Raw genomic sequence first — 21,712 nt, 5'->3', positions numbered from 1 at the left:
GCTCATGACGTCCTCACACCACCACCGCGGGGTCGCGCACCACGCGCCGGGCCAGCCACAAGGTAAACCATGTCAGCAGCCCCAACGATATGGACAAGCTGGCAGCCAAGGTGAAATTCGCATAGTTGGTAAATTCGTTGTAGATCGTGATGGGCAAGACTTCGTAGCGGCTGGACAAGGTGAAGGCCGTCCCGAAGGCACCCATGGAAGTGGCAAATACGATGGCGCCGCAGGACAGCGACGTTGGCGCCAGCTCCGGTATCCAGACGTCCCGGGCAATATCCCAGCGTGTGGCACCACAGGAGCGGGCCGCTTCCTCCAGATTGCGGTCTATGGATTGGGCCGCGGCGGTGTAGGTGGCAATGGCGCGAGGCAGGGAAAAGTACAGATAAGCCAGAAACAGACCCAGCAGGCTATAGGCAAACGTGATCCGCCCCAACCCCAGATCCTGGGTGATCTGGGCCAGCAGCCCCTGGCGACCACCCAGCAAGATGATGAAAAAACCCACGATGACGCCGGGAAAAGAGAGGGGAAGCGTCATCAAGGCGAGCAGCAGGCGTTTGGCAGGCACGCGGTGGCGGGCCATCACGATGCCAACGATGGCGCCGAGCACCAAGGTGGCCAGGGTCACCAGAGCGGACAGGAGCAGCGTTTGCAGCAGGGCCTGCAAGTACCGTCCCGATGTCAACACGACCCAGTAGGTGTCTATGCCTTCCTGAGCGGGCAATGCCAGAAGCTGTATCGCCGGCAACAGCCAGAACGCGGCAAAAAAAGCGACGGCAGGTGCCGAGCACAGGGGCAGCAGGTAGGTGGCTTGCATACGCTAACTCCGTCTGGACCGCTTAGCGGACCTCAGCCAGGTAACGCTCAGCAAAAGGCTTCTGACCTTGTGCCATGCGTGCGTAGTCAACGGCCTTGGCGCGCGCGTAGTCGCTGTCAGGCAGGAAGCGTGACTGTGCCTGCTCGCTGATGGCACTGCTGCGAATCGGGCGCAGGAAGGCATTGGCCCAGATAGCCTGGCCTTGTTCGGAGAGCACGAAATCCAGTACTTTGCGTCCCTCTTCGGCATGTGGGGCGTTCTTGACCAGCGACATGACGTACGGCACCACAATCGTGCCTTCCTGGGGAATGACGAATGCTACATCTTCCCCGTCTTTATATTGGGCGCGGTAGGCGCTGAAATCATAGTCCAGCAAGATGGGGATCTCGCCGGAAATCAGGCGGGCATAAGCGGTTTGTTTGGGGACGATGGGATTGTTCTGTTGCAGGGCCTTGAACCAGTTGATGGCGGGGTCAAAGTTGTCCATATTGCCGCCCAGGGCCTCGTTGATCGCAACGGCGCCGACATAGCCCACGAAGGCAGAGGAAGGGTCCAGGTAGCCCACCAGACCTTTGTATTCTGGCTTGAGCAGATCGTTCCAGGACGTGGGCACCGGTACATCGCCCAAGGCCGATTTATTGACCATGATGCCCATGGTGCCCGAATGAATCGCGAACCAATGCCCTTGCGGATCTTTCAATCCTTCCGGAATCTGTTCCCAGCCTTCGGGTTTATAGGCTTGGGTCACGCCGTCTTTCTGGGCCTGGATGGCAAAGGTGATGCCCAGATACGTGACGTCAGCGACCGGATTGGCGGATTCGGCCAGTAGTTGAGCCAGTGACTGGCCGGAGTTCTTGTTATCGGGCGGCACGGTAATGCCGGTATGTTGCTTGATGGCTTCGATCTGGCTGGCCCAATCGGCCCATTCAGGGGGACAGTTGTAGCAAATGGCGGTCTGCGCGGCGACTGCGCTTCCCATTGTCATCAGGGCCAGGGGCAGTGCCACGCGGCAAGCCAATGTGCTCAGCATATGTTTCATGGTTGATCACTCCAGTTAGTAAGTGGTGTCAGGCAAAAGCCGGGAATGGCTTGAACGCAGGGGTGGTGGGAAAGAGTCCCACAAAGGAAAGGGGCCTCATCCTGTATGGGCCCTTGGTGAGCAAGGGGCAGGGGCGCAGGACTCGCCCCGGTCGAAGGTGTAGGGCAGCAGAACCGAGGCCTGCGCGGAAACTGTTTTTTGCTGGGCCACTGCCTCCAGCAGCAGGCCGATGCATTGGCGACCAATTTCTTCATTGGGCTGTGCGATGGTGGCCGGACGCGGAAACAGTTCAGCCCCTAGCGCAATGCCATCAAAGCCGATCACGCTGATATCGTTGGGAACCTGCAGGCCAATCTGTTGCGCTGTGCGCAGACAGCGAATGGCAATCAGATCGTTGGAGCCAATCAAGGCCGTGGGACGTTCGGGCTGGCGCAAAAGTCGGGCGACGCTGGCAAGATGCACACCGTCAGAATGTGGCGTTTGCTCCTCTTCGCCCTGATCCATGAACGGCACTTCCAGCAGTGGCATGGGCGCCAGACCCGCCTTGTCCATTCCTTTTAGATAGCCATGGCTGCGTTGCTGGGCGCGATCAGACACATGCAGATGACCGCTTACCATGGCAATGCGGCGATGGCCCAGTGTGGCCAGATGGCGGATCAATTCAATCATGGCCTGCTCGCCGTTGACGGTGACGCAAGGATGCTCGGGGTGCTGGTTGTAAGCCAGTACGTAGGGACAGCGAGTCTTGCCCAGTCGCACTAAAGCAGGGGAATGAGCCGGGTTGGAGACCACCAGCACAATGCCTTCCACATTGCTGGCCAGGAGCAAGGCGACTGCCTGGGATTCACGTTCAAGGTGGTAGTCGGTAAAGAAGGGCAAGATGGCATAGCCGCCGCGGGCTGCCGTATCGGCGATGCCTTTCAAACACTCGGCAAAAACGGGGTTGAGCAAGGTAGGCAAGACGACGCCGATGACCCGACTGCGTTGGCTGCGCAGACTGCGTGCCGAGGCATTGGGCTCATACCCCAGCGCGTCGATCGCGGCTTGCACGCGAAGGCGGGTCTTTTCGCCCACCTTTTCTGGCTCATTGAGCACGCGCGATACCGTGGCAACCGATACCTGGGCTGCTCTGGCGACATCCAGTATTCCTACATTGGCCATGACACCCAGCCGTCAAAATGAAAACGATTACATTTGAGCAAAGGCATATGTCAGGCAAATGACGAACTGTGTTTTTGTTTGCAGCAGACATCCCCTTGATGCCACTTATACGAGCCTGATCGCAAACAGATCCTGGTCTTGATACGGCCAGTTCTACAGTGAGTTCTCCTGAACAACAGGCCTGCGCGGTCAGGCATTCACGTCATGAAACCCATTCTTGTTTTGCAGCACGAGGCAACGCAAGGGCCGGGAGTGCTGCTGGATCATCTGGAGAGCCATGGTCTTCCCCATCACTTGTGCATGTCGCCGCTGGAGGGCGGGGCGCCGGTATCCGCTCGTGATTACAGCGGGGTGGTCGTGCTGGGCAGTGATCGCAGTGTCCATGATTGTTTGCCCTGGATAGAGCAGGAGCACGAACTATTGCAGGACGCGGTTCGGCGCCATGTTCCGGTTCTGGGCCATTGCTTTGGGGCGCAACTGCTGGCTCGTTGCCTTGGGGCTCAAGTGCAGCGCAACCCATATCCGAACATAGGTTGGGGCCAGGTTTGGAGCAGCCCTTACGCGCAGCGTGTCATGGGCCTGCCCAAGCGTGCCATGCTGTTTAACTGGCATTACGACACCTTCCAGATTCCCTCGGGGGCCAGCCGGACTTTATACGGTCCTCATTGCTTGAATAAAGGTTTCTGCCTGGGTCCGCATTGGGCCTTTCAAGGCCATCTGGAAGTGACCGCCGATAGCATCCGACAGTGGTGCGACCACGGCCGCCACGAGCTGGAGCAGGTATACGGTCCTGCGGCTCAGGATGCACAACATATCTTGTGGGGCCTGGATCAGCATTTAAGCCCCTTGCACCTTATTGCCAGACAGGCCTATCAACGCTGGACAGACCAGTTGATGGAGCGTGCCGGCCTCGCCCTGGTCCAAATCCATATGCCGTCTTTATACGTGGGCCAGTAAACACTGCTCTGAATTTATGCCGTCACTCCTAGACTGTCTCTGTCTGCTGCAAGTCAGCATTGATCGGGAGTTCAGGATGACAGCGTCCTTTTTTACGGTTCTGGCAGCAGGGGTATCGCTGGGGCTGTTTATCTATTTGTTCTATGCCTTGCTCAAGGCCGAAAACTTCTAAGTTCAGGTTGGCAAGTGTTCATTGTTTGGAACAGGTGTGCATATGAGTGATTTTTTATTCTTAGCGGTGCTGTTCGCATTCTTTGCGATGGCGACCGGATTTGTGCTCGGTCTTGAAAAACTGTAAGAGGGGCTGTCATGCTGGACGATTTGATGCAGTTCCTGGTGGTTCTGGCCGTCTCTACGGTCTTGTTAGTGGTGGTGGGCAAGTGGATTGCCCATTTTTTCTGTAGCCCGAAGCACAGTTTGATTGAGCGTGGCACGTATCGGGTGTTGGGGGTGAACCCGGACGAGAAGATGTGCTGGAAGCGATATGCGCTGGCGCTGTTGTTAAGCAATGCCGCCATGTTGCTTTTGGGATATGTTCTTTTGCGGGTGCAGGGCGGGATACCGGGAGACAGCCTGCAGCGTGTGGCCCAGTCTCCTGACCTGGCTTTTAATACGGCCATCTCCTTTACGACCAATACCAACTGGCAGGCGTATTCGGGGGAGTCCAGTCTGTCCAATTTTTCCCAGATGGCGGCCATCACCTTTCTGATGATGATCAGTGCCACAACAGGTCTGGCGGCGGCAGGCGGTTTCATCCGTGGTTTAAGCCGGAAAAGTTCGGCTGATATTGGCAACTACTGGGTGGACTTCACTCGTTCTTTGTATCGCCTGCTCTTGCCGTGCAGCTTCTTGCTGGCCTTGCTTTATATCTGGCAGGGTATGCCGCAGACACTGGCGTCTGATGTCGTGGTCAACACGCTGGAAGGGCTTAAGCAGCAGATTATTCTGGGGCCAGTGGCCAGCCTTGAAAGCATCAAGCACGTGGGAACCAATGGGGGCGGTTTTTTTGGCATGAATGCGGCCCATCCTTTTGAAAATCCCACCCCGCTGACCAATACCATTCACATGCTCAGCATGTTGCTGGTTCCCTCGTCCCTGACCTATGCCTTTGGCACCATGCTGAGCCGCCGTCGCCAGGGTTGGGCATTTTTTGCCGCTTTTCTGGTGATGTTCGTGGGCTTTCTGGCCCTGATTTATAGCGCCGAACAGGCAGGCAATCCTTTGCTGACTTCCCTGGGGGTGGACCAAACACAAAGCAGAACGCAGGGTGGAGGCAACCTGGAGGGTAAGGAGCTGCGTTTCGGGGTGGCGCAAAGCAGTCTGTTTGCCACAGTGACCACGGCCGCGACCACTGGCTCGGTCGATGCCATGCATTCGTCGCTGACTCCTTTGGGTGGTCTGGTGCCGATTGCCCAAATGATGCTGAACAATGTGTTTGGCGGGATCGGGGTGGGCTTTATCAGTCTGGTCAGCTACGCCATTTTGACGGTCTTTCTGGTGGGGATGATGATAGGGCGCAGCCCCGAGTTTCTGGGCAAGAAGATTGAGGCGCGGGAGATGAAGTACGTGATGCTGGCCATGTTGGCGCATGCCTTCAGCATCCTGGGCTTTACCGCTTTGGCCAGCCTGCAGCCCTCGACCCTGGACAGTCTGTCCAATATGGGCCCGCATGGCTTTAGCGAGGTGCTTTACGCCTACACCTCGGGCACGGCCAATAACGGTTCAGCCTTCGCAGGCTTTAATGCGAACACTCCTTTCTTCAATACGACGATAGGGCTGGCGATGCTGGTTGGGCGGTATCTGACCTTGCTGCCCTTGCTGGCTTTGGCCGGTGTGCTGGCCGCCAAGAAAGCGGTTCCTGCGGGCCCAGGCACCTTGTCGACGGCTACCCCCTTATTTACGGGTCTGTTGATTTTTGTGGTTCTGGTGGTGGGCGGGTTGACGTTCCTGCCTGCATTGGCGCTGGGCCCGATTGTGGAGCACCTGTTGATGCTCGATGGCATTACTTTTTGAGGATTGACCGTCATGTCTACCCATCACTTTTTGGTTTCGACACTGGCTGCCCCGACGATGAGAAGCTTGTTGCGGCCGGTATTGGTGTCTGCTGTGTTTTTTATGCTGTTGACGGGCATTGCCTACCCCTTGGCCACGACCTTTATCGGCACCGCCCTGTTCCCGGAGCAGGCAAAGGGCAGCCTGATTCAACGTGATGGCCAGGTCGTAGGCTCCCGCCAGATTGGCCAGTACTTCAGCCAGCCCGCGTATTTTCACGGCCGCCCCAGCGCGACTGTGGGAGTGGACCCGGCAGATCCTTCCCAAAGTATTGCCCAACCCTATAACGCCGCGGCCAGCGGGGCTGGCAATCAGGGCGTGTTAAGCAGCAGTTTGCTGGATGCTGTGGCGGAGCGCAGCAAGGCCTATCGCCTGATGAACGGTTTGGCAGAGGATGCACCCGTGCCGGTGGATGCCGTGACGGCGTCGGCATCGGGGCTGGATCCCCATATCTCGGTAGCCAATGCCCGTTTGCAGGCCGCTCGAATTGCCAGGATGCGGGACATGCCGCTGGCTCAGGTCCAGGTCTTGATCGATCGCTACACCCAGGCCCGTCAATGGGGAGTGCTGGGCGAGCCGCGTGTGCAGGTCTTGGAGCTTAATCTGGCACTGGACAGGGTCAAGCCTGTTCAGCCCGCCGTGCGTTAGGAACAGGTGTCATTATGTCTATTACTGATCTGAAAGCCATGCAAGAGGCGGGACATTCATCGTCATTGCGCGCCATACCGTGGGGAACGGTGTGCAAGGAAGCCTTCAAAAAACTCTCGCCCCGGGCGCAATTCAAAAACCCGGTGATGTGCGTGGTGTATCTGGGCAGCATTGTGACCAGCTTGCTGGGCATGCAGGCTCTGCTGGGCCAGGGTGAGGCTCCGGCCGGATTCATCTGGTCGGTGTCGGCCTGGTTGTGGTTTACGGTCCTGTTTGCCAATGCGGCCGAGGCCGTAGCGGAAGGGCGGGGCAAGGCGCAAGCCGATGCATTGCGTTCCACCCGCAAGCGGGTCATGGCCAGGGTATTGAAAGAACCCGCGCGCGATAGCCGTGCCTGGCCGGTCCCCAGCGACGAGCTGCTGCCGGGCGCTTACGTGTTGGTTGAGGCAGGCGAGATTATCCCCGCCGATGGGGAGATTTTGCAGGGTGCCGCCTCGGTGGACGAGTCTGCCATTACAGGTGAGTCGGCGCCGGTGATCCGTGAGTCCGGGGGAGACTTCTGTTCCGTCACGGGCGGTACCCGGGTGCTGTCAGACTGGATCGTGATGCGGGTGACCGCCAAACCGGGTGAGGCCTTTCTGGATCGCATGATAGCAATGGTGGAGGGGGCCAGGCGTGGCAAAACCCCCAACGAGATTGCTTTGACGATTTTACTGGTGGCCTTGACGCTGATCTTCTTGCTGGTGTGCGTCACCTTGTTGCCTTTTTCCAGCTTTGCGACGGTGCTGACCGGACACGGTTCACCTGTCACGATGACAGCCCTGATTGCTTTGTTGGTGTGCCTGATTCCCACCACCATCGGCGCCTTGCTGTCGGCAGTGGGGGTTGCTGGCATGAGCCGCATGATGCAAGCCAATGTGCTGGCGAGTTCTGGCCGCGCTATCGAGGCAGCCGGGGATGTGGATGTTTTGCTGCTGGACAAGACCGGCACGATCACGCTGGGCAACCGGGAAGCCTGGGCGTTTCTGCCCGCGCCGCAGGTGTCTGAGCAGGCTCTGGCCGATGCCGCCCAATTGGCCTCGCTGGCGGACGAGACTCCCGAGGGGCGCTCCATTGTGGTCTTGGCCAAGCAACAGTTTCATTTGCGAGGCCGTGAGCTGCATGGCGCGCGAACCATTGCCTTTAGCGCCCATACCCGCATGAGTGGAATTGATATTGACGGTCGTCAGATCCGAAAAGGCGCGGCGAGCACGATGCGCGCTCACATTGAATCGTTGGGAGGTATTTTTCCGTCTGAACTGGATGGTCTGGTCAATGAGCTGGCGCGACGGGGCAGCACGCCGCTGGTGGTGACCGAAGGCAATAAAGCGCTGGGCGTGGTGGAGCTGAAAGACATCGTCAAAGGCGGGATCAAGGAGCGGTTTGCTGAGCTGCGGGCTATGGGGATCAAGACCATCATGATTACCGGGGACAACCCGTTGACGGCTGCGGCCATCGCGGCCGAGGCCGGGGTGGATGACTATCTGGCCGAAGCCACGCCGGAGGACAAGCTGCAGTTGATCCGGCGTTATCAGGATGAAGGGCGACTGGTTGCCATGACGGGTGACGGGACCAATGATGCTCCTGCGCTGGCCCAGGCTGATGTGGCTGTGGCGATGAACAGTGGCACGCAGGCGGCCAAAGAGGCGGGCAATATGGTCGATCTGGACAGCAATCCCACCAAGCTGTTGCGAGTGGTGGAAGTGGGCAAACAGATGATTATGACCCGCGGCGCCTTGACGACTTTCAGTATCGCAAATGATCTGGCCAAGTACTTTGCGATTATTCCCGCGGCTTTTGTAGTCACTTATCCCGCTCTGGGTGCCTTGAATGTGATGCAGTTGCACAGCCCGGCCACTGCCATTCTGTCTGCAGTCATTTTCAATGCCCTGATAATCATCGCTCTGATTCCCTTGGCCTTGCGGGGGGTGAAATACCGTGCCGAACCGGCCAGCCGTTTACTCAAGCGAAACCTCTTGATTTACGGCCTGGGCGGGCTGATCGCTCCGTTTGTCGGCATCAAGTTGATTGATCTGCTGCTGACGCCGTTTTTTGGATAAGAGCGTAAGATCATTACCAGTTTTCTGCAGGGAGTACACAGACCCATGTCGCTTGAAGATAGGCCGGACCCGGATGAGCTGTTGCAGGTGGTTGGCGAGGACCCGCACCAGCCTCGCCGGGGGCAGCTCAAGATCTTCTTTGGAGCGTGCGCCGGTGTGGGGAAAACCTACGCCATGCTCAAGGAAGCGCATCAGCGTCAGTCCGAGGGAGTGTCCGTTGCGATTGGTATTGTGGAGACGCATGGCCGTCAGGAAACACAGACGTTGCTGCAGGGGCTGCCCGTACTGGCGCGCAAGGAGTATCAGCGTCAGGGACGGGTGGTCACCGAGTTTGATCTGGATGCGGCCCTTGTGTCGGGGTATCAGTTGCTGCTGGTCGATGAGCTGGCCCATTCCAATCTTGAGGGTAGCCGTCATGCCAAACGCTGGCAGGATGTGGAAGAGCTGCTGGATGCGGGAATCGATGTGTATACCGCGTTGAATGTGCAACATCTGGACAGCCTGAATGAGGTGGTGGGGGGCATTGTCGGGGTGCGGGTTCGGGAGACCGTTCCAGACCGGATATTTGATCGTGCGGCCGATGTGCTGCTGGTGGATCTGCCCCCGGATGATCTGTTGGCTCGCTTGAATGCCGGCAAAGTGTATCTGGCGGACTCGGTGGCCCAGGCGCGTCAACACTTCTTTCGTCGGGGCAATCTGATTGCCTTGCGTGAACTGGCCTTGCGTCGCGTGGCGGACCGGGTCAATGCCGATGTGCATGTCTACCGAATCTCCCATGCCATACGAACCGTCTGGCCTACTCGTGAACTGTTAATGGTGTGCGTCAGTGCGGACAGTGCCCAGGAAGCGCTGATTCGGGAGGGGGCGCGGCTGGCCCAGCAATGGCAAACGCCCTGGATCGTGCTGCATGTGGACACGCCATCGGAAAGCGGTCAGATCAAGGCGCAGGAAGCGCTGGTGCGCCTGGCGGCCAGTGCGCAGCATGCCGGCGCTGAGTTTGCCAATATTGCCGGTCAGGATGTGGCTCATACCGTCCTGGCCTACGCACGGCAACGCAATGCCACCAAGTTGATTCTGGGTAACTCCTCGGCACGTTCGCGCTGGCCCTGGCGGCCTGCCTTGTCGGAGCGGCTGGCGCGTAGCAACCCCGAGATTGGCCTGCTGCTCGTGCGTGTGGATACGGTTCAGCGACCTATCCGCCCCCTTGAGCTGGAGACCCCCATGGCGCAGGGCAAAGCCCTGTCGATTGCCTCCATCATCTGTGTGGTGACGACCTTGCTGGCGGAGCAGTTGTTGCCGTTTTTTGAACTCTCCAATGTGATCATGCTGTTTTTGATCACGGTGGTCTTTACCGCCTTGCGCTTGGGACGGTTGGCCGGTGTGTGGGCCTCGCTGTTGTCGGTGGCCTTCTTTGATTTTTTCTTTGTGGAACCCCGCTATTCGTTTTCGGTTACGGATACCCAGTATGTCTTCACGTTTGGCGTGATGTTGGTGGTGGCCTTGATTATTGGTCAGCTGGCAGCCCGTTTGCAGGCCGAGGCACGAGCGGCGCGCGATGGCGAGCGCCGGGCGGCCGCGTTGACGCGTGTCAGTCGGGATCTGGCCGGGGCGCTGGCATTGGAGCAGGTGCTGGCCGTGTGCCGCGATACCCTGGAGCCTTTGTTTGAGATGCCGATGGTGCTGGTTGTGCCGGATCAGCATAATCAGCTGGTCGCAACTCGCCATACGAGCTTTGTGGAGCTTTCAGTCGCGCAATGGGTGTTCGACCACATGGAAGCGGCGGGCAAGGGAACTGAAACCCTGAATGGGGCCAGTGCCTTGTACTTGCCCTTGAAAGGCCCGATGGCCCCGCGTGGTGTGCTGGTGGTACAGTCTGGCGCGGCAGCTTCGTTACGAACACCCGATGGGCGGCGCTTGCTGGATGCGTGCTGCTTTATATTGGCGCAAGCTCTTGAACGCATTCACTATGTGGCCATCGCCCAAGACACGGTGCTGCGCATGGAGGGGGAGAAAATGCGCAACACCTTGCTGTCGGCCGTCTCGCATGATTTACGTACGCCCTTGACTGTGATCCGGGGTCTGGCTGAAACCCTGGAGCAACCCAAGGGCCTGGGTGAAACAGAACAGCGCGATATTGCGAGGGCCATACGTGTGGAGTCTGATGAGTTGCGTCGTCAGGTGTCCAACTTGCTGGACCTGGCCCGTATGCAAAATGAAGGAGTCAAACTGCACAAGGAGTGGCATGCCTTGGGCGATATTGTGGGGATTGCGCTTGCCCGTTGCGCGGCCGCCTTGCAGCCTCGTCAGGTCGTGACCGAGTTCGCTGCGGACCTGCCGTTAGTCGAAGTCGATGGTGTCATGTTGGAGAGGGTGGTGACGAATCTGCTGGATAATGCCGCCAAGTACACGCCCGATACCAGCACGATCTGGCTGAGGGGGGTGTGGGCGGGTCAGTCCATGTATTTGCTGATCAGCGATGATGGTCCCGGTTTGCCACCAGGGGATCCCGAGCGATTGTTTGATACTTTCACACGGGGACAGAAAGAATCCTCCGTGGCGGGGGTGGGCTTGGGGCTGGGACTGTGTCGAACGATTATTGCTGCACATGGTGGTACGATCAGCGCCAGGCCGCGCTTGCCGCAGGGGGTGGTCTTTGAGATTCGCCTGCCCTGGAAAGCGGCCCCCCGTATGGAGAGTGACGAGCTACCGACATGAACAAAGCCCAGATACTGATCGTGGAGGATGAATCCAATATCCGTCGTTTCGTACGGATTGCCCTGGAGCAGGAGGGCATGGCCGTGATCGAAGCCAGCACCTTGGCGCAAGCGCGTATGGACGCGGCAACCCGTCGTCCCGACTTGATGATTGTGGATTTGGGTCTGCCAGACGGAGACGGCAAGGACTTGATTCGCGATCTGCGCGGCTGGGTCTATTCTCCGATTCTGGTCCTGTCTGCCCGGGATCGAGAAGAAGAGAAGGTGGCGGCCCTGAATGCCGGCGCGGATGACTATCTGGCCAAACCCTTTGGCGTGCCGGAGCTGTTGGCCCGTATACGCGCTTTGTTGCGGCGCTCCCAATTGGTGCCAAACGTGCAGGTAGCCTCCTCGCGGGTCCGCTTTGGAGGGGTGCAGGTCGATCTGGCGTCTCATGAGGTGACGCGGGATGGGCAGGCCGTGCATTTGACGCCTATTGAGTTTCGTCTCCTGACGGCCCTGATTCGGGGGCATGGCAAGGTATTGACGCATCAACATTTGTTGCACGAAACCTGGGGGCCTGCTTACTCAGACCGGCCGCATTATCTGCGGGTGTACATGATGCAGTTGCGTCAAAAGCTGGAGCAGGATGCCGCACAACCCAAGCATCTGCTGACGGAACTGCAGGTAGGGTATCGCTTGGCGGGTCTGGAAGTTCAGGCGTAAAAAGAAAAAGGGGATACAACGTATCCCCTTTTACATTGTTGAGCCGTTGGCGTGGCTCTGTGGTGTTCAGGCTTGCTGGCGTCCCAGAATCAGGAACTCCATCAATGCTTTCTGAACATGCAGGCGGTTTTCAGCTTCATCCCAGACCACACTTTGTGGGCCGTCGATGACTTCGCCGGTGACTTCCTCGCCGCGATGAGCGGGCAGGCAATGCATAAAGAGGGCGCTCGGGTCCGCCACATCCATCATCTCCTGATCCACACACCAGTCTGCAAAGGCTTTGCGACGCTCTTCGTTTTCGTCTTCGTAACCCATGCTGGTCCACACGTCCGTGGTAACCAGGTGCGCGCCCTTGCAGGCTTCCAAGGGATCGTCGAATTCGCGCAGAATGCTGGAGTCCGGGTTGCCGGTGCGATCCGACTCCAGGTGGTAGCCGTTAGGGGCCGACACATGCAGCGTGAAGCCCAGAATTTCTGCCGCTTGCAGCCAGGTATACGCCATATTGTTGGCGTCTCCGATCCAGGCCACGGTCTTGCCCTTGATATCGCCGCGATGCTCGATAAAGGTAAAGATGTCGGCCAGAATCTGGCAAGGGTGAAACTCGTTAGTCAGTCCATTGATGACCGGCACTCGCGAGTGGGAGGCAAAGCGTTCCAGGCGGGTCTGCTCGAAGGTGCGGATCATGACGATATCGACCATGCGCGAAACCACGCGTGCGGTATCTTCAATGGGTTCGGAGCGGCCCAGCTGCGAGTCAGTGGTGGTCAAATGAATGACCGAGCCGCCCAGTTGATACATGCCGGCTTCAAACGAGACACGGGTACGGGTGCTGGCTTTTTCAAAAACCATCGCCAAGGTGCGGTCGTGCAATGTGTGGTGCGGCTGATAGCGTTTGAACTTGTCTTTGATCAGGCGTGCGCGTTCCAGCACATATAAAATTTCGTCGTGAGAAAAGTCGCGAAATTGCAGAAAGTGCCGAAGCGGTCCTGCTTGCACGATGGCATCCATAAGAAAATCCTGCGGATAAAGAAAGCCATCTTAACCTGTCCGGCTATTTAGAGCAAAGTCGGACCCTGACGGGGGCAGGACGGGGGTGGGCGTTTGGATAAAAAGGGCAGGGCAAAGTAATGCTTGGCAATAAATTGTCAAGTGGCTAATTTATTGAATCCCGGGCTTTGCGCGGCTGCGATCGGATACAATGCGGAGCGACAAAGGAAAAAGTGCAGCCGACCTGTACTGCACGGTGAGCGATTAATTGTTATGACAGAGCCAGTGAAGCAACTTGTAATCCATGGTGTGACCCGGCAGGATCAGCGTTTTCGTCCCAGCGACTGGGCAGAACGCTTGGCCGGTGTAATGTCCCAGTTTCGCCCGGCTGGGGCGATGGGTGGCCATTTGACCTACTCGCCCTATGTGGTGCCGCGGCTGATTGACGGCGTGCGCTGCGTGGTGGTGGATGCTCGTCTGCGAGAGCTCGAGCCTTTGGCCTGGAAATTCGTCTGTGGCTTTGCGCAAGACAATAATTTGAAAATCAGCGGTATCGATCCCGAGAATATGGACCCTGTTGAGTCCTGATCCTGATTTTGCGCAGTCTGCTCAGTCGCCCCCGTTAAACGGCAGGCGACTTGTTTTTTTATAGTGTCAGCGGCGTCAGTACCTTGCCCGTTTTCTGAAACTGCAAGATGTTTTCCAGTGTCAGCGAGAGCATGGCTTCGCGTGTTTCCCGGGTGGCGCTGGCGGTGTGCGGCGCCAGGACAACCTGGTTCAGATCGCGCAAGGCCGCAGGAACCTGGGGTTCCTTTTCGAAGACATCCAGCCCTGCCGCGCCCAGCCGTCCCTGTTGCAAGGCGGCAATCAATGCCGTTTCATCGACGACACTGCCTCGGGCAATATTGACCAGAATCCCGTGCGGGCCCAGGGCGTTCAGGACGTCGACATTGATCAGTCCCCGTGTTTCATCACCGCCCACGGCGGCGATCACCAGGAAATCTGCCCAATAGGCCAGTTCGATCAGGGACGGTTCATAGTGCCAGGGCACATCGTGGCGCGGACGGCGGTTGTGATAGCGCAGCTCCATATCAAAGCCGCCGGCTCGGCGGGCAATAGTCTGTCCAATGCGGCCTAGCCCCACAATACCCAGTTTCTTGCCGCTCACTCGCGTGCCCAGCCCGAAGCCATTTGGTCGGTCCCAGTGGCCAGCGCGCACATAGCGATCGGATTCAGTGACGCGGCGAGCCGCGTCCAGCAGCAAGGCCCAGGCCATATCGGCCACGCAGTCGTTCAGAACGTCGGGGGTGGTGCTGACTTGAATCCCGCGCTGCCTGGCCGCCTGGACGTCGATAGAGTCGTAGCCTACCCCTACACTGCAAATTGCTTGCAACGCAGGCAGGCGCTCCATCAAGGAAGCGGGGGTGGCGGTGACAGCGCTGGTTAACAATACCTGGACGCGTGCAATCTGCTCGTCAGAGAGCTGATTCAGGTCTTGAAGGGAGATGCGCTCGAAATGACGGTCGATATCGTCAAAATAGGGGTGCTGGGCCAAAGATGCCAGTTGCAGCACGATGGGACGTGTCATGGGGACTCGCTCATGAAAACGCAAATCCATAACTTAGCATGATTGGCCTGCACGTTCAGGCAATGGTTTTGTGGCTAATAAAAAAGGGGTGCTAAGCACCCCTTTTTAACTGGTTTTTAGGCCAGGGCCGATTAAACCATTAAAAATCTTCAGCAATCAGGCCAGTGCCTTGATAGCAGCAGACAGGCGGCTCTTGTGGCGGGCAGCCTTGTTCTTGTGAATGATGTTCTTGTCGGCAACGCGATCAATGATGCTGGTCGCTTTGCGGAATACTTCGTTAGCAGCAGTTTTGTCGCCTGCTTCGATAGCCTGGCGAACGCGCTTGATAGCGGTACGCAGCATGGAACGGATGCTGGCGTTGTGTTTGTTGCGAGCCACTGCTTGGCGGGCGCGCTTGCGTGCTTGTGCGGTATTAGCCATTTTTAATAAAGCCTAAGTTTTAAAGTTTAATCGGCAAAGACAAATATTCTAGGATACTAAGTGCGCTTTGTAAAGTAAGAGGGCCGAATGCCCACGATAAACAACATACCGAAATAGGAAATGCCGCTGGCAGCCAACACCCCACTCAGGGCCAGTACACGCAGCCAGGGGCTTGCCCCCAGACTGATCCAGTCGATGTGGCGGTCTGCCAGCACGAGGATCGCGGCCAAGGCGAGCAAGGCCGGAATGATTCTCAGGAAAAAACGCAACCAGTCGGGATGGGGCTGGTAAATGCCGCGTTTGCGCAGCATCACCAGTAAGGTCAGGGCGTTGACGGTGGCCCCCAGTCCGATGGACAGCGCCAGTCCCGCATGGGCGAAGGCAGGTACCAGCACAAGATTGAAGAGCTGGGTAATGATGAGAACGGCAATGGCGATACGGACGGGAGTGCGGATATCCTGGCGAGCGTAAAAGCCGGGTGCCAGGATTTTGATGGCCAGCAGGCCGACCAGACCGACTGAATACGCTCCCACCGCCAGGCGGGTCTGAGCGACGTCGGCAGCGGCAAAGGCCCCGTAGTGAAACAGGGTGGCCACCAGACCATCCGAGAGCAAGGCCATGCCCAGTGCAGCAGGCAGACCCAGCAACAGGACCAGGCGCAGGCCCCAGTCAAGCAGGGCGCTGTAGTTCTTGTCATCCTGACCGGCATGGGCGGCAGACAGCTTGGGCAACAGGACGGTACCCAGCGCCACCCCGAGCAGTGCGGTGGGAAACTCCATCAGGCGATCGGCAAAGGATAGCCAGGTGACGCTGCCCGACTGCAGCCAGGTAGCAATATTGGTATTGATCAGCAAGGATATCTGCGCCACAGATACCCCCAGGATGGCGGGCAGCATCTGTTTGAGAATGCGTTGCACGATGGGGTCGCGGCGTGCTTCTCCCAGCCGTAGCGAAAATCGTGGCAGCAGTCCCAGGCGAGCCAGGGCGGCCCACTGCACCAGCAGTTGGGCCAGACCACCGGCCATCACCCCGATAGCCAGGGCATAAATGGGGGGTTCCATGTGTTGGGCCAGAAACAGACTGGCGCCAATCATGGACAGATTCAGCAAGATAGGCGTGAAGGCAGGAATCGCAAAGCGACTCCAGGTATTGAGTACGGCAGAAGCAAACGCCACCAGTGACATACAGATGATGTAGGGGAACATCAAGCGGGTCATGGTGATGGCGGCGCCAAATTCGGTGTGCCGCTCGGGCGAGGTCAAGCCACTGGCCATGGCGCTGACGACCCACGGCGCCGCCACTATACCGATGATGGTCACCAGCATTACGGCAAAGGTCAACAGCAGCGCAACGCGGTCCAGCAACTGCTGGACCTTGTCCTGCTCGTGCTCTTTGCGTACCTGCCCCAGAATGGGAACGAAAGCCTGCGAAAACGCGCCTTCCGCAAACAAACGCCGCAGCAGGTTGGGAATGCGAAAGGCTACCCAGAACGCATCGGTAAGCGGGCCCGCCCCAAAGGCGCGGGCAATCAGAATATCGCGTGCCAGTCCGGTAATGCGCGAGAGCAGTGTCAGGCCACTAATCGTGGCCGCCGAGCGAAACAAACCCATTGGAGCCGATGCAGAAAGTTATTTTGGTGCCATACGAATGGCGCCATCCAGACGGATGGTCTCGCCATTGAGCATTTCATTATTGATGATGCTCTGCACCAGTTGGGAGAAATCTTCAGGGCGACCCAGACGTGATGGGAAAGGGATGCTGGCTGCCAGGGAGTCCTGAACTTCCTGGGGCATGGCAAACATCATGGGGGTGCCAAAGATGCCGGGAGCAATCGTCATGACACGAATACCGGTCTGGGCCAGATCGCGAGCCAGGGGTAGGGTCAAGCCCACGACGCCGGCTTTGGAGGCACCGTAAGCGGCTTGTCCGATCTGCCCGTCGTAGGCGGCAACCGAAGCCGTATTGATCAGCACGCCACGCTCGCCCGAGGCTTCGGGGGTATTGCTGCTCATGGCAGCGGCGGCTAGACGACACATATTGAAGGTGCCGACCAGGTTGATCATGACGGTTTTCTGAAACAGCTCCAGCGTGTGTGGGCCATTACGTCCTACGGTGCGCGAGGCAGGGGCCACGCCAGCACAGTTGACCAAACCGAACAGGGGGCGGGCACTGTCCTGGCAAGCCAGATCCACGACGGCCTGGGCGTCTTGCTCCGAGGTGACGTCACAATGCAGGTAATCTTGGCCCAGCTCTTGGGCCAGCGCCTGCCCGGCTTCATCCTGAATGTCGGCAATCACCACACGCGCACCGTGTTCCACCAGCATGCGCACAGTGCCTGCGCCCAGACCGGATGCGCCGCCCGTCACGATAAAAGTCTTGTTATTGATTTGCATGAGCTTGTCTCCCTTGAATAATGAACAACCGGCCCTGGGGGCCGGTTGAATATTGGCTTAGCTTGCCAGGGCGTCCAGGATACGCTGGCGAATCTCATCGACGCTGCCCACGCCGGAAATCTTGCGATAGGCCGGAGCGTGTGGGTCGCCGGTGGCTGACCATTGCGAGTAGTAATCGACCAGAGGGCGGGTCTGCTCGCGATAGACAGACAAGCGGTGGCGGACGGTTTCCTCACGATCATCGTCGCGCTGAAGCAAGGGTTCACCGGTCACATCGTCCACGCCGGGGGTCTTGGGCGGATTGAAGGTGACGTGGTAGCTACGACCGCTGGCTGCATGGATGCGGCGGCCACTCATGCGTTCGATAATGCTCTCTTCGGGCACGTCGATCTCGATCACGAAGTCCAGTTTGACCTGGGCATCTTTCAAGGCGTCGGCCTGGGGGATCGTGCGAGGGAAACCGTCAAACAGGTAGCCGGGCTCACAGTCTGCTTCTTTCAGACGGTCGCGAACCAGCCCGATGATGATGTCATCGGAGACCAGGCCGCCGGCGTCCATGATTTTTTTGGCTTCTACACCCAGCGGGGATTGGGCTTTGACAGCGGCACGCAACATATCGCCCGTGGAAATTTGTGGAATACCAAATTTCTCGGTAATGAAAGCAGCTTGAGTGCCTTTGCCGGCACCAGGGGGCCCGAGCAGTATGAGTCGCATGAATTCCTCCAGGAAATGCGTCGATCCGATTCTCGCTTGATGATGCGTTGCAGCATATTTAGCGCATTTTTTATTCGGAAAGCGCAGAAAAAAGATCTTTTATAACCGATTTGCGAAGTGAGCGCGTACTCTTTCCAGGTCTTGCTCGGTGTCCACGCCTGCAGCAGGAATCTCCCGAAGGCGGTGAACCATAATCTGGAAGCCATTTTCCAGGGCTCTGAGCTGCTCCAGAGACTCAAAATGCTCCAGCGGCCCACGCGGCAACTGGGCGTATTGCTGCAAGAAGCGATTTCGGTAGGCGTACAGGCCGATATGGTGCAATGCGGGAAGCTCGTCGGCCAATATCCGGTCTCCCTGGGCCAGGGCATCACGCGCCCAGGGAATGGGGGCGCGAGAGAAATACAGAGCGCGGTCGTTGAGGTCGCACACGACTTTGACGGCATTGGGATTGAACAGCGTCTCGGCGTTGGTGATCGGAGCCGCCAAGGTGGCAATGTCAGCCTGTCCGCTGCGGGCCAGAAGCTGGGCAGCCGCATTGATATGCTCAGGCTGGATCAGTGGTTCATCCCCTTGCACATTGACCACGATTTCGTCTTCGGCCAGGTCCAGCAGTCTTGCCGCCTGGGCCAGTCTGTCGGTGCCAGTGGGGTGTTCGGCATCGGTCAGCAGGGCATGGAAACCATGGGCCTGAACCGCCTCCAGCACCTGCGGCGAGTCGGTCGCGACCCAGACTTGACGCGCCGCGCTTTGCGCTGCCTGTTGAGCACAACGCACGATCATGGGTTGGCCTGCAATATCGGCCAGCGGTTTGTTGGGCAGGCGGGTTGAGCCCAGGCGGGCCGGGATGATGACGGAAAAGGTCATATCAGCGGCTGGCAGGTTCCTGCGCGTCTAGTTGACGCGCTTCGTTGATCAGCATGGTGGGAATGCCGTCCACAATGGGGAAGGCCAGTTTGTCGGCCTTGCAGACCAGTTCTTGCTGTTCGCGGTCGTGGCGCAGCGGGCCTTTGCACAAGGGGCAGACCAGCACTTCGAGTAGGCGAGCTTCCATTATTGAACTCCGGGTAATGAGGGTGAGGTTGAGCGCCGTTCGCGCAGCAGGCTATCCAGTTCAGCAATCCAGTCTGGGCGTGAGAACACGGGCTGGACATCGACAACCCACAGCCGTGGGTCATTCAGGTGCTGGCATTTTACGGCGTCTTTGCGCGTAATGAGTACTGGCCCTTCATGCAAGCCCTGAAAGTCCTGTGCTTGCAAGGCGGCATGGTCGGGCAGGGGGAAAGTCCGGCTTAATTGCAGACCACAGGCGCGCAGCATGGTGAAAAAGCGGGCAGGCTGGCCGATCGCTGCCAGCGCTTGCAGATCCTGATGGCGGTACTCTGTTAGCCAGGCGGCCCAGTCCATGCGACGACCTGAGGCGAGATGCTCCACTTGATAGGGACGCAGGCTCATGGTCAGGGACCGGCCTGACTCAGGAGCTTGAGGCATAGCGGGCGGGGGCTGGTCGGCCACAACCTGGCTGATCAGCCAGTCTGCCTGGTGCAGACGCTCGGGGCCTTCGCGCAGAGGGCCGGCCGGTAGCAGCAAGCCGTTCCCGACACCGCGAGCATCCTGGACCACGACTTCCATATCGCGTTGCAGGGCCAGATGTTGCAGGCCGTCGTCCGAAATAATCAGATCGACGGCAGGGAAAGTCTGGAGCAAAGCCTGGGTGGCCAGAGCGCGGCGAGGATGAACGGCGATCGGTGCCTGGGTCTGGGTGGCGAGCAGAGCCGGTTCGTCACCAAATTGCGTTGCGGCTAATTGACCTTGACCAACGCGAGGGGCCGGGCCGATGTCTACGCCATACCCGCGGCTGACAATACCGGGTGTCCATCCCAAAGCGCGCAATTGTTCGGTCAGGGCCATTACGACGGGTGTCTTGCCAGCACCGCCCACGATGATATTACCCACGACTATCACCGGCACCGGACTGCGGTAAGAGGCGTGAGGATCGTTCTCATAACGCTGCCGCTTGCGTCGGACAAAAAAACCGGTCAAGACGGACAGTGGACGCATTAAAACGCTGAACCAGCCTTTCTTCTGCCACTGGCGATGCAGCCAGTTGGTCAGGCGCACGCGCACACTCATGGCGCCTGGGTGGCAAAGTGAATACGGTGGATGCCCGCTTCACGAGCGGCCTCCATGGCCTGGACTACCGTAAAGTGCGGAGCCTGTGCATCGGCCAGAATCAGCAGACTGGTGTTTTGATCCATTTTCTCGCCCGTCAGGGCTTGGCGAAGTGGGGCGCCGCTACTGGCATCCAGCCACAGGCCGTTCAGGGCATACCGTCCGTCCTGGCTGATGGCCAGTAAAAGTTCGGCTTCCTGGGACACCTGGGCCTGAGCCTGGGGCAAGGAGACATCCAGTTGGCGGTAGCGAACAAACGTGCTGGTGGCGGCCAGAAAAATCAGCACCACCAGCAGGACATCAATCAGAGGCACCAGATTCAGCTCCAGGGTGTCTTGATCTTGTGCTCGGCGAAAGCGCATCAGCCAGCCCTCTGAATTAGCAGGCGGTTCAGTGCGCCAGCCTCACATTCCAGACAATGCAGCAGGTAGTCTGCACGGCTACGGAAGTAGCGATGAAAGATCATGGCTGGAACAGCAATCAGAATCCCTAAAGCGGTGTTGTAGAGCGCAACGGAGATGCCGCGAGCGATCAGACTGGGGTCGGCACCGCTGGGGTCGTAGGCGGCAAAAATGTCGATCATGCCGATCACAGTACCAAAAAGGCCCAGCAACGGGGCGATCACGGCCAAGGTGCCCAGTGCCGGGATGTACTTGTTCAACTGGTAGCTGACCTCTCTGCCTTGCGCCTCGACCGCCGCCTCGCGCACAGCGGCAGGCTGATGCCGGTTGCTCAGCACAGTAGCCAGCACACGGCCCAAGGGGGAGTTGTCATACAGTCGGGCTAAGGACTCGTCCTGTATGCGGTTTTGGGCGGTCAGCTCAGTGATCTGGCGGGCCAGGCCGTCCGGTAAGATACGTTTGCTGCGCAGGGCCAGCAGGCGTTCCAGGATCAGTCCCAGGGCTAGAATAGAGCAGGCCAGCAAGAACCAGACGGGCCAGCCGGCGGCATGGATCAAAGTAAGCACAGGTGGAGTTTCCGGTCGCGAAGTAAACCAGTGCTTATTGTAGAGCCCCCGTTTGGATTGCGGGAATGTTCCGGTGTGACCGGAGTACACTTTAGGATCTTTTCTTCCCCCGACGCAGGTACGCCGCTGATGTATGTGAAGTCATAGATGGAGTTCTAAAACTATCCACAAAAACTGTGGATAATTCTGTGTATAAAATGTCCCATAGTGGCTCGGGCGGTGGTTTAGAGGTTCCCTGGCTAATTTTCGACCATCTGTATGTTTTCTCAAATGCTTTTT

Annotated in this window: 22 protein-coding genes; 8 read left to right on the top strand and 14 right to left on the bottom strand. The window is 58.4% G+C overall.

Going from position 1 to position 21,712, the window contains the following annotated elements; genetic code table 11:
- Nucleotides 1-13: 13 nt before the first annotated feature.
- The 3 genes from V6936_RS06955 to V6936_RS06945 all read right to left on the bottom strand — a co-directional run bounded on the left by V6936_RS06955 (nucleotide 14) and on the right by V6936_RS06945 (nucleotide 3,020).
- Nucleotides 14-820, bottom strand: a complete 807-nt coding sequence (locus V6936_RS06955) for an ABC transporter permease (protein ID WP_003801534.1) — start codon at nucleotides 818-820, stop codon at nucleotides 14-16.
- 22 nt (nucleotides 821-842) lie between these two features.
- Nucleotides 843-1,850 carry an ABC transporter substrate-binding protein gene (locus tag V6936_RS06950; RefSeq protein ID WP_051010425.1) on the bottom strand — a complete coding sequence of 336 codons (1,008 nt, stop codon included), beginning with the start codon at nucleotides 1,848-1,850 and terminating at the stop codon, nucleotides 843-845.
- Nucleotides 1,851-1,955: 105 nt separating this feature from the next.
- Entirely contained in the window at nucleotides 1,956-3,020 is a 1,065-nt protein-coding gene (locus V6936_RS06945; RefSeq protein ID WP_240208825.1) for a LacI family DNA-binding transcriptional regulator, read from the bottom strand.
- A 204-nt stretch (nucleotides 3,021-3,224) separates the two neighbouring features.
- Here V6936_RS06945 and V6936_RS06940 point away from each other — a divergent pair, with 204 nt between their 5' ends.
- The 7 genes from V6936_RS06940 (at nucleotide 3,225) to V6936_RS06910 (ending at nucleotide 12,195) form a co-directional block, all read left to right on the top strand.
- The gene (locus tag V6936_RS06940) at nucleotides 3,225-3,977 is read left to right on the top strand and encodes a type 1 glutamine amidotransferase (RefSeq protein ID WP_003801529.1); all 753 of its coding nucleotides are present in this window, start codon (nucleotides 3,225-3,227) and stop codon (nucleotides 3,975-3,977) included.
- A gap of 76 nt (nucleotides 3,978-4,053) precedes the next feature.
- Complete coding sequence (kdpF, locus tag V6936_RS06935; RefSeq protein ID WP_100214825.1) at nucleotides 4,054-4,149, top strand: K(+)-transporting ATPase subunit F; 96 nt, start codon at nucleotides 4,054-4,056, stop codon at nucleotides 4,147-4,149.
- A gap of 137 nt (nucleotides 4,150-4,286) precedes the next feature.
- Nucleotides 4,287-5,990 carry a potassium-transporting ATPase subunit KdpA gene (gene kdpA, locus V6936_RS06930; RefSeq protein WP_240208824.1) on the top strand — a complete coding sequence of 568 codons (1,704 nt, stop codon included), beginning with the start codon at nucleotides 4,287-4,289 and terminating at the stop codon, nucleotides 5,988-5,990.
- Nucleotides 5,991-6,002: 12 nt separating this feature from the next.
- Nucleotides 6,003-6,677 carry a potassium-transporting ATPase subunit KdpC gene (gene kdpC, locus V6936_RS06925; protein ID WP_240208823.1) on the top strand — a complete coding sequence of 225 codons (675 nt, stop codon included), beginning with the start codon at nucleotides 6,003-6,005 and terminating at the stop codon, nucleotides 6,675-6,677.
- Between the two features lie 38 nt (nucleotides 6,678-6,715).
- The gene (gene kdpB / locus V6936_RS06920; RefSeq protein WP_240208850.1) at nucleotides 6,716-8,776 is read left to right on the top strand and encodes a potassium-transporting ATPase subunit KdpB; all 2,061 of its coding nucleotides are present in this window, start codon (nucleotides 6,716-6,718) and stop codon (nucleotides 8,774-8,776) included.
- Between the two features lie 45 nt (nucleotides 8,777-8,821).
- Nucleotides 8,822-11,491 carry a sensor histidine kinase KdpD gene (locus tag V6936_RS06915; RefSeq protein ID WP_336579634.1) on the top strand — a complete coding sequence of 890 codons (2,670 nt, stop codon included), beginning with the start codon at nucleotides 8,822-8,824 and terminating at the stop codon, nucleotides 11,489-11,491.
- Entirely contained in the window at nucleotides 11,488-12,195 is a 708-nt protein-coding gene (locus tag V6936_RS06910; protein ID WP_336579633.1) for a response regulator, read from the top strand. Before V6936_RS06915 ends, V6936_RS06910 begins: the two co-directional genes overlap by 4 nt.
- 66 nt (nucleotides 12,196-12,261) lie before the next feature.
- Here V6936_RS06910 and argF read toward each other — a convergent pair whose 3' ends face one another.
- Nucleotides 12,262-13,203 (bottom strand): ornithine carbamoyltransferase, encoded by a 942-nt coding sequence (gene argF, locus V6936_RS06905; RefSeq protein ID WP_039943281.1) that lies wholly within the window; start codon nucleotides 13,201-13,203, stop codon nucleotides 12,262-12,264.
- A 252-nt stretch (nucleotides 13,204-13,455) separates the two neighbouring features.
- Between argF and V6936_RS06900 the strand changes: the two genes are divergently transcribed.
- On the top strand, nucleotides 13,456-13,770 hold the full coding sequence (locus tag V6936_RS06900; RefSeq protein WP_003801512.1) for a DUF3579 domain-containing protein: 315 nt from the start codon (nucleotides 13,456-13,458) through the stop codon (nucleotides 13,768-13,770).
- A gap of 58 nt (nucleotides 13,771-13,828) precedes the next feature.
- Here V6936_RS06900 and V6936_RS06895 read toward each other — a convergent pair whose 3' ends face one another.
- The 10 genes from V6936_RS06895 to V6936_RS06850 form a co-directional block, all read right to left on the bottom strand.
- Entirely contained in the window at nucleotides 13,829-14,770 is a 942-nt protein-coding gene (locus tag V6936_RS06895; protein ID WP_039943280.1) for a 2-hydroxyacid dehydrogenase, read from the bottom strand.
- Between the two features lie 156 nt (nucleotides 14,771-14,926).
- Nucleotides 14,927-15,190, bottom strand: coding sequence for a 30S ribosomal protein S20 (rpsT, locus tag V6936_RS06890; RefSeq protein WP_003801510.1), 264 nt, complete (start codon nucleotides 15,188-15,190; stop codon nucleotides 14,927-14,929).
- Between the two features lie 56 nt (nucleotides 15,191-15,246).
- The gene (murJ, locus tag V6936_RS06885) at nucleotides 15,247-16,800 is read right to left on the bottom strand and encodes a murein biosynthesis integral membrane protein MurJ (RefSeq protein ID WP_336579631.1); all 1,554 of its coding nucleotides are present in this window, start codon (nucleotides 16,798-16,800) and stop codon (nucleotides 15,247-15,249) included.
- 18 nt (nucleotides 16,801-16,818) lie between these two features.
- Nucleotides 16,819-17,583, bottom strand: coding sequence for a 3-hydroxyacyl-CoA dehydrogenase (locus V6936_RS06880; protein ID WP_003801508.1), 765 nt, complete (start codon nucleotides 17,581-17,583; stop codon nucleotides 16,819-16,821).
- Nucleotides 17,584-17,640: 57 nt separating this feature from the next.
- Entirely contained in the window at nucleotides 17,641-18,297 is a 657-nt protein-coding gene (adk, locus tag V6936_RS06875; protein WP_003801506.1) for an adenylate kinase, read from the bottom strand.
- A 99-nt stretch (nucleotides 18,298-18,396) separates the two neighbouring features.
- Nucleotides 18,397-19,161, bottom strand: coding sequence for a 3-deoxy-manno-octulosonate cytidylyltransferase (gene kdsB, locus V6936_RS06870; protein ID WP_059317770.1), 765 nt, complete (start codon nucleotides 19,159-19,161; stop codon nucleotides 18,397-18,399).
- A 1-nt stretch (nucleotide 19,162) separates the two neighbouring features.
- A complete protein-coding gene (locus V6936_RS06865; RefSeq protein ID WP_003801501.1) occupies nucleotides 19,163-19,348 on the bottom strand; it encodes a Trm112 family protein in 186 nt (61 codons plus the stop codon).
- Nucleotides 19,348-20,427 carry a tetraacyldisaccharide 4'-kinase gene (gene lpxK, locus V6936_RS06860; protein ID WP_059317769.1) on the bottom strand — a complete coding sequence of 360 codons (1,080 nt, stop codon included), beginning with the start codon at nucleotides 20,425-20,427 and terminating at the stop codon, nucleotides 19,348-19,350. Before lpxK ends, V6936_RS06865 begins: the two co-directional genes overlap by 1 nt.
- Complete coding sequence (locus V6936_RS06855; protein ID WP_003801497.1) at nucleotides 20,424-20,828, bottom strand: ExbD/TolR family protein; 405 nt, start codon at nucleotides 20,826-20,828, stop codon at nucleotides 20,424-20,426. Before V6936_RS06855 ends, lpxK begins: the two co-directional genes overlap by 4 nt.
- Nucleotides 20,828-21,433 (bottom strand): MotA/TolQ/ExbB proton channel family protein, encoded by a 606-nt coding sequence (locus V6936_RS06850; protein ID WP_003801496.1) that lies wholly within the window; start codon nucleotides 21,431-21,433, stop codon nucleotides 20,828-20,830. Before V6936_RS06850 ends, V6936_RS06855 begins: the two co-directional genes overlap by 1 nt.
- Nucleotides 21,434-21,712 lie beyond the last annotated feature (279 nt).

The organism is Alcaligenes sp. CHO6, assembly GCF_037120595.1.
GTDB lineage: Bacteria > Pseudomonadota > Gammaproteobacteria > Burkholderiales > Burkholderiaceae_B > Alcaligenes > Alcaligenes ammonioxydans.
This window is presented reverse-complemented; position numbering and strand designations above follow the sequence as displayed.

Excerpts from the sequence above, each read along its gene's own strand:
- V6936_RS06945 (WP_240208825.1), bottom strand. The coding sequence starts at position 3,020 with ATGGCCAATGTAGGAATACTGGATGTCGCCAGAGCAGCCCAGGTATCG.
- V6936_RS06955 (WP_003801534.1), bottom strand. The coding sequence starts at position 820 with ATGCAAGCCACCTACCTGCTGCCCCTGTGCTCGGCACCTGCCGTCGCT.
- kdpF (WP_100214825.1), top strand. The coding sequence starts at position 4,054 with ATGACAGCGTCCTTTTTTACGGTTCTGGCAGCAGGGGTATCGCTGGGG.
- kdpA (WP_240208824.1), top strand. The coding sequence starts at position 4,287 with ATGCTGGACGATTTGATGCAGTTCCTGGTGGTTCTGGCCGTCTCTACG.
- V6936_RS06895 (WP_039943280.1), bottom strand. The coding sequence starts at position 14,770 with ATGACACGTCCCATCGTGCTGCAACTGGCATCTTTGGCCCAGCACCCC.
- rpsT (WP_003801510.1), bottom strand. The coding sequence starts at position 15,190 with ATGGCTAATACCGCACAAGCACGCAAGCGCGCCCGCCAAGCAGTGGCT.
- V6936_RS06900 (WP_003801512.1), top strand. The coding sequence starts at position 13,456 with ATGACAGAGCCAGTGAAGCAACTTGTAATCCATGGTGTGACCCGGCAG.
- lpxK (WP_059317769.1), bottom strand. The coding sequence starts at position 20,427 with ATGAGTGTGCGCGTGCGCCTGACCAACTGGCTGCATCGCCAGTGGCAG.
- V6936_RS06855 (WP_003801497.1), bottom strand. The coding sequence starts at position 20,828 with ATGCGCTTTCGCCGAGCACAAGATCAAGACACCCTGGAGCTGAATCTG.
- V6936_RS06950 (WP_051010425.1), bottom strand. The coding sequence starts at position 1,850 with ATGCTGAGCACATTGGCTTGCCGCGTGGCACTGCCCCTGGCCCTGATG.
- kdpB (WP_240208850.1), top strand. The coding sequence starts at position 6,716 with ATGCAAGAGGCGGGACATTCATCGTCATTGCGCGCCATACCGTGGGGA.
- V6936_RS06940 (WP_003801529.1), top strand. The coding sequence starts at position 3,225 with ATGAAACCCATTCTTGTTTTGCAGCACGAGGCAACGCAAGGGCCGGGA.
- V6936_RS06865 (WP_003801501.1), bottom strand. The coding sequence starts at position 19,348 with ATGGAAGCTCGCCTACTCGAAGTGCTGGTCTGCCCCTTGTGCAAAGGC.
- V6936_RS06915 (WP_336579634.1), top strand. The coding sequence starts at position 8,822 with ATGTCGCTTGAAGATAGGCCGGACCCGGATGAGCTGTTGCAGGTGGTT.
- V6936_RS06880 (WP_003801508.1), bottom strand. The coding sequence starts at position 17,583 with ATGCAAATCAATAACAAGACTTTTATCGTGACGGGCGGCGCATCCGGT.
- adk (WP_003801506.1), bottom strand. The coding sequence starts at position 18,297 with ATGCGACTCATACTGCTCGGGCCCCCTGGTGCCGGCAAAGGCACTCAA.
- kdpC (WP_240208823.1), top strand. The coding sequence starts at position 6,003 with ATGTCTACCCATCACTTTTTGGTTTCGACACTGGCTGCCCCGACGATG.
- kdsB (WP_059317770.1), bottom strand. The coding sequence starts at position 19,161 with ATGACCTTTTCCGTCATCATCCCGGCCCGCCTGGGCTCAACCCGCCTG.
- V6936_RS06910 (WP_336579633.1), top strand. The coding sequence starts at position 11,488 with ATGAACAAAGCCCAGATACTGATCGTGGAGGATGAATCCAATATCCGT.
- murJ (WP_336579631.1), bottom strand. The coding sequence starts at position 16,800 with ATGGGTTTGTTTCGCTCGGCGGCCACGATTAGTGGCCTGACACTGCTC.
- argF (WP_039943281.1), bottom strand. The coding sequence starts at position 13,203 with ATGGATGCCATCGTGCAAGCAGGACCGCTTCGGCACTTTCTGCAATTT.